Annotated in this window: 6 protein-coding genes; 2 read left to right on the top strand and 4 right to left on the bottom strand. The window is 44.2% G+C overall.

The window, feature by feature from the left end; translation table 11 throughout:
• Positions 1-39: 39 nt before the first annotated feature.
• Complete coding sequence (locus AB4161_RS20055) at positions 40-234, top strand: hypothetical protein (protein ID WP_017072485.1); 195 nt, start codon at positions 40-42, stop codon at positions 232-234.
• On the opposite strand, the gene AB4161_RS20050 is transcribed toward AB4161_RS20055, so the two are convergent.
• Entirely contained in the window at positions 231-797 is a 567-nt protein-coding gene (locus AB4161_RS20050) for a sugar O-acetyltransferase (protein ID WP_102321248.1), read from the bottom strand. The genes AB4161_RS20055 and AB4161_RS20050 overlap by 4 nt on opposite strands.
• A 118-nt stretch (positions 798-915) precedes the next feature.
• Positions 916-1,914 carry an adenosine deaminase gene (add, locus tag AB4161_RS20045; protein ID WP_017061091.1) on the bottom strand — a complete coding sequence of 333 codons (999 nt, stop codon included), beginning with the start codon at positions 1,912-1,914 and terminating at the stop codon, positions 916-918.
• Positions 1,915-2,040: 126 nt separating this feature from the next.
• Between add and AB4161_RS20040 the strand changes: the two genes are divergently transcribed.
• Entirely contained in the window at positions 2,041-2,988 is a 948-nt protein-coding gene (locus AB4161_RS20040) for a LysR family transcriptional regulator (RefSeq protein WP_372084075.1), read from the top strand.
• A gap of 295 nt (positions 2,989-3,283) precedes the next feature.
• Here AB4161_RS20040 and AB4161_RS20035 read toward each other — a convergent pair whose 3' ends face one another.
• A complete protein-coding gene (locus AB4161_RS20035) occupies positions 3,284-3,664 on the bottom strand; it encodes a hypothetical protein (RefSeq protein ID WP_017057786.1) in 381 nt (126 codons plus the stop codon).
• A 64-nt stretch (positions 3,665-3,728) separates the two neighbouring features.
• Entirely contained in the window at positions 3,729-5,777 is a 2,049-nt protein-coding gene (locus AB4161_RS20030; protein ID WP_102398630.1) for a glycoside hydrolase family 3 N-terminal domain-containing protein, read from the bottom strand.
• Between the last annotated feature and the right edge of the window lie 251 nt (positions 5,778-6,028).

Raw genomic sequence — 6,028 nt, 5'->3', positions numbered from 1 at the left:
GGAAAGCCGCGATGAACCTTAAATTTGAGGGTGTAGAAAATGAAAAGATACCCACCTAAGTCTATCGTTGCATTCTTGTTTTTGACTATATCAGCGCTGGTTTTAGTTGCGGCTGTCGTGCTTCAAATTCGCGGTGAACAAGCGTGCGATAAAACAACGCTGATAATTAGATTAAGAGCCATGCTATTGAAACATCGCTCTTTTTTAGATTTGGATACGCGCTTTCTTGTTTAATCGCGAGTTTGTTCGGCATTCAAATGCCGAATCAACTTGGCTGGAGTGCCGCCGTACAGGCAATCTGGTGGTACATCACTGTTAACCACTGAGTTCGCTGCGATAACAGAGCGAGCGCCAATCGTAACGCCTTGGTTGATGACTGAGTTTCCACCAATCCACACATCGTCTTCGACTGTGATAGGTAGGCAGAAAGTTTCCCACTTACGGCGGCTGAGATAATCCAGTGAGTGGGAGGCTGTGTAAAACTGGGCACTTGGCCCTATCAATACATTGTTACCAATCTTGATATTCGCGCCATCAAGCATCACCACGTTCATGTTGATAAAGGTGTCGTCACCGATCTCGATGGTTTTGCCAAACTCGCAATGAAAAGGAGGACGGACAACGCTGCTTCCTACTTTACCAAACAGATTAGCCTGAAGACTTGGTAGTTGAGTATCGTCTGAACATTGATTCAAGTCTGATAGCGCCTTGCTGGCGTGAGTGCGCATGTGGTCTACCTCATGGTCTGCGCCATCAAAAATCTCGCCGGACAGCATTTTCTCGAGTTCTGTTTTCATTGTTTGCATCCCATTCGTCAACATCGATATTAGAATACGGATAATTGGACATAAAAAAAGAGAAAAGCCTAAGCCTTTCTCTTCCTGTTTTTCTACTTAGCAATCAAGATTGCTCAAATTAGATTTGCTCAACGAAACCCATTAGGTGCTGTTTCACTTCGTCTGAAGCAAAAGCGCTCTCTACAGAGTACTTGTAGATCTCTGCGTAGTCTTCTTGTGTTAGACCGAACGTTTCACATACACGCTTCACTTCGTTAGTCATGGTTGTGTTCGACACAGTGCGGTTGTCTGTGTTGATCGTTACAACGATGCCGTCTTTCTTGAATTCAGCAATTGGGTGGTCGCTGAATTTGTGAATACATTTAGTTTGCACGTTACTTGTTGGGCAAGTTTCAAGCGCAACCTGCTTCTCTTTAACGATGTTGTACGCGTCTTCGTTACCTTGGATGTGGACACCGTGGCCGATACGCTCAGCGTCAAGCAGTGTGACTGCATCGTAAACGTTCTGACCATGCCATTGCTCACCTGCGTGAACCGTCACACGGTAGCCTTGTTCAATAGCGTATTGCGTGTACTCAGGGAATTCAGCGCAGAAGCCCGGCTTTTCACCGCCTGCAATATCAAACGCAACCACGCCTTTACCAAGGTATGGTTTACCAGCGTCGATTACATCTTTGATTGAGTCTTTCGGGAACATACGAAGTACAGACATGATGTAGTTGCCCTTAATGTCGTATTTCTCTTCTGCACGCTTCATGCCTTTAACCGCACTTGCGATGATTGCATCAAGAGACAAGCCCTTGTTTACGTGAAGAATCGGTGCAAAACGAACTTCTAGGTACTTAACGTTTTCTAGTGCTGCGTCTTCGTAAAGCTCAAAAGAGATACGCTCAATCGCTTCTTCCGTTTGCATCACTTGCAGTGGCAGGCTAAAGCAAGCTAGGTACTCATCAAGGTTTTTGCAATCTTCAGGCACTGTTAGAGACTTTACTACCGCTTCACGGTCTTCTGGAAGTTCGATTCCGTACTGTTTCGCCAGATCAATAATGGTGTCTGGACGAACACTTCCGTCTAGGTGGCAGTGCAGATCAATCTTAGGGAGTGCTAGAAAGTTCATGAGTATTCCTTAGGTCTATTATTTTTTGAGTTATTAACTCATAGGTTACATGGGCTTAAATTAACAAGTTTGTGATATGATTTAAAGTGACATAAAGTCATCATTAATCTGAATCTAAGGAATATCATGGTAGATGTTAAAAGCTTACTCAAATGTGATATGAATTTACTGCTGTGTTTACACGTGTTGCTTGAAGAGCGCAGCGTGAGCAAAACGGCAGAGCGATTGTTCCTTAGTCAGTCTGCGGTGAGTAAACAACTCACTAAGCTGCGTTCTTTGTTTGACGACCCTTTGTTTGAACGTGAGTCAAAAGGCCTGTTTCCAACACCGAAAGCCACCTCTTTAGCGCCTAAAATTCATCAAATCCTTCTGCAAGTTGAACAGCTAACCGTGCCGGACATTTTTGAGCCGAAAGACAGCGAACGTACTTTTAATATCGATCTTGTTGAAACCGCTTATACCGCGATTTACCCTAAATTTATGCCTAACGCGCTAGCAGATGCGCCGAACATTACGGTAAACAGCACTACTTGGAGCAGCGAAACCTTTAAGCGCTTACTAAAGCGTGAGGTCGATTTCGGGATTGGAATTTTTGAGCTCGATGAAAGGGCTAGCACCCACATTCAAAATATCCCTGCCGAGCTAAACCACGTCGAGTTGCTGCAAGATTACTCTGTGTGCTTGATGCGAAATGATCACCCAGTACTTCAAGAAGAGTGGAATCTGCAAGCCTTCCTTAAATACCGTCATATTCAGTTGGTGACCGGTGGCATTGGCGACTGGTTGCTACTGGAAATCTTGCAAGCCAAACAGCTTCAAATTAACAAAGCCGCCAACGTGTCGGACATCACCAGCGCAGTAAAGCTGTGCAAACAAAGCGATTTGCTGATGTGTTATCCGTACAACTCGGTTCGTGACTATATTGAGAGTGGCGAACTGGTGATGAAGCCGATTCCTATTGAGTTGGTTCCCGGTGGTTTGTTTTTGCTTTGGCACCGTTACTTTGATTCTGAACCAAGCCACAAATGGCTTCGCGACCTCATAGTCAATAAGACCCAAGAACCTCAGCTGTAAACCGCGAGCTACGATGATCAAAACGGCGAAATAAGTTTTTTTAAATTTATTTCGTCTTTTTAGAATGAGCATTGTCTTATTACGGGTGCCAAATGCCCGCCAAGAATGAGATATCTAAATGAATCCAATGCCATCGATTCGTTGGTGTTGATTGATTAGTGCTTAATCCTGATGACAGACAGACAGACAGACAGACAGACAGACAGAAGTAAGGCCAACGTGTATACGCTGGCCTTTTTTATGGTTCTTCGCAGATTAGCGCCAAGTTGGATAAGCGACTCGGCTTGTTGTTACGTTATGCTGGAACCTTAAAACAAGAATCTTGATTGCTGTATTTTGGTACGAAGCACAATTTGTCTGCCGACATTTTTAAGCCGTTTTGCATCTGGATATGTGTTACCGCCCAAATCACGCAGCCATGAGGCAAATTGAATAGCGAGCGAGTTTGAGTGAACAACACGCCGTCATCATAGGCTGGTGTAATGTTCGTCGCTTTGCCTTGCCACGCCTTATGAGTGGTTTGCACATCAATATTTGGAACAATCAATGAGAGCATTTCTGGCTCAACGTCTTTTACGACTTTCAAGCAGATACGACACCCATCGTAGTATTGTTCTATCCAGATTTTATGTGGAATAGCGTGATCATCCCAACCCAGTTGTAAGATATGTTCCATGACTTTGTCCTTGGTATCTAAGAAGGAAAGGCAGTGCTCAACACTGCCTGAATTAGCTCAAATATTATTCGTAACTTAAACCATGTCCGAACGGGTAAAGGGTGTCGGCTTGATCATACCCAGGGTAGTCTGAGTCTTGGTTTTGAATGGCTTGGGCACTGTTCGCTAAAGCAAATGGCAGTTTTCCTTGAGGAGCAAAGTTGCCTGAAAGTACTTCCATTAGGTTGCTGTCCGAGACACCAAATGTGGCGATCACGGCACCGGCTTGCTTAAGATTACTTTGATCGTCTAGCACGAAGGGTTGTCTAAAGTTGATGGACAATACCGTTTTGTCAGCGCCCACTTCGTTCATAACGGCTTTAATGTCGCTTAGGCTTGGTTCAATATGCCAAGATGCAGCTGTAGCCATTTCACTGAACGCAAGAATATCGAGTTCATCTGGGTTCGCGCCACCAAAGATAAGATCAGGATCTGAGCCTTCGTTAGATACGCGAACACGAATAACCGCATAGTCCGTATCGGCTGGTACTGGTGGACGCGTTTCTCCCGCTTCGTAATCTCCGGAAGTCACGGTAAAGTTGTACTTGTCGTCTCCTGCAATGTTTTCGTCCATTCCCATGACATACAGAGCAACAGGATTTTGTGCGGTTGATTCAGCTAGAGGTAAAGTCTTATTGGTATTTTGAAGTAAGACGACAGACTTTTTCTGTGCGTAATCAGCGCGTTCTTGGTACTTCTCGTTGCCTAAAATCTCTTGGGCTTTTTTCTCATCAACGTAAGTGTTTTCGAAAAGGCCAAGCTTGAATTGTTCTTCAAGTAAGCGTGTGACTGATAGGTCGACACGCTCTTCGGTAAGCAGATCTTTTTCCACGAGTTTCACGATGACTTCTTTATCATGGAAACCTGAAAGAACATCGACTCCAGCTTCGACCGCCATGGCAACCTGCTCATCAATCGTTTTGTGTTCCACACCCCATGCACGATCGCCAATAATGCCGGTATCTGAGTTCACGTTACCTGTGTAGCCCAATTCGTCTCTGAGAAGGTCGGTAACAATGCCTTTTGAGAAGGACATACCAACATCGTTTGGCATCCACTTTTGATCTACAGGGATGCCGTAGTAAGGCATGATTGAAGAAGCGCCAGCCTCAATCGCAGCAATAAACGGTTTTAGGTGGTAATCAAAATTGTTCTTTGGATAGACTTGGTTTTTACCGAAGTCATAATGTGGGTCACCACCGTTTTCTTGTGGACCGCCACCAGGGAAGTGTTTGATGGTTAGCGCGATACTGTCTTCGTTGACCTCACCGCCATCCTGCAACCCTTTGATAAGTGAGCGCATAATGTCAGACGCTAAATCTGCATCTTCGGTAAAGGTTTCGTGTACTCGGTACCAACGAGGTTCTGTCGCCAAATCCATCATGTATCCGTACATACTGCGTAGGCCAATTGAAGACCATTCTTCATTCATGATACCTGCAAATTCAGTGATTAAATCCATGTCGCGAGTGGCTGCTAAACCTGCCTCTTTAGGCCAAGCAGAAAAGGCACCTGAAGAAACGTTGATCCCTGCTTTAGCTGATGGATCTATGTGGTTACGAGCATTGGATTTGAATAGAGCGGGGATACCCATTCGCGTCTGTTCACGCAGTTCTTGAACACTATTCATGAACTGGGCAGCTTCTGTTGGGGTTATCTGACAACCTGAACGGCCTGAATCGCAATCAGGCGCATTGGTAGGTGTTTCAACTACGCTGTTACGGAAGATAAAGCGCGTCATTTGGGCATCGCCAATCATGTCTTGCCCTTTACTACTAACGAGCCCACCTTTGGACGAGTTTAAGGTGTCAATGAGCATCATGCCGGCTTTCTCATCTAGCGTCATTCGGCTAACCAAGTCTGCTGCTCGCTCTTCTGGAGATAATCGCCAGTCTTCAAAGGGTTCAAGTGTTCCATTGCCGTTAGAATCTCGGAATTGGTAACCTTCAACGTTCAATACATCATGAACACGAGAGTGAACTTGGGGTTGTTGGAAGTTATTGTCGCTATCAGATGAGTTGCATCCTGCAAGAAGCAACGCGATTGCTATAGGTGTCAGGGTAAGACGCTTCATGGTCACGATCCTATTGTTAGTATAATAATAAGTACATGACCAATTTTAATAATTAATGGACTATTGGTTAACCAAAATAGGTCAAACTAAAGGTTTGGATCACCATATAAATTTAATTGGTGATTTAATTCAATTTAGTATTGGAAATATATTGACGAAGTTTAAATAACGTAAACTTAACTAGATTTAATTTTTTGATATCCAATTAATCCCCCATTTAATTATTGATGTATTACTTCCATATTTTAAAT

The organism is Vibrio sp. 10N.286.51.E5 (genome assembly GCF_041469125.1).
GTDB lineage: Bacteria > Pseudomonadota > Gammaproteobacteria > Enterobacterales > Vibrionaceae > Vibrio > Vibrio crassostreae_C.
The sequence above is the reverse complement of the archived record's forward strand: the minus strand, read 5'-3'. Positions and strand labels throughout refer to the sequence as shown.

What these genes read in the sequence shown, in the direction of transcription:
- AB4161_RS20030 (WP_102398630.1), bottom strand. Translation starts at nt 5,777, where the DNA reads ATGAAGCGTCTTACCCTGACACCTATAGCAATCGCGTTGCTTCTTGCA.
- add (WP_017061091.1), bottom strand. Translation starts at nt 1,914, where the DNA reads ATGAACTTTCTAGCACTCCCTAAGATTGATCTGCACTGCCACCTAGAC.
- AB4161_RS20050 (WP_102321248.1), bottom strand. Translation starts at nt 797, where the DNA reads ATGAAAACAGAACTCGAGAAAATGCTGTCCGGCGAGATTTTTGATGGC.
- AB4161_RS20035 (WP_017057786.1), bottom strand. Translation starts at nt 3,664, where the DNA reads ATGGAACATATCTTACAACTGGGTTGGGATGATCACGCTATTCCACAT.
- AB4161_RS20055 (WP_017072485.1), top strand. Translation starts at nt 40, where the DNA reads ATGAAAAGATACCCACCTAAGTCTATCGTTGCATTCTTGTTTTTGACT.
- AB4161_RS20040 (WP_372084075.1), top strand. Translation starts at nt 2,041, where the DNA reads ATGGTAGATGTTAAAAGCTTACTCAAATGTGATATGAATTTACTGCTG.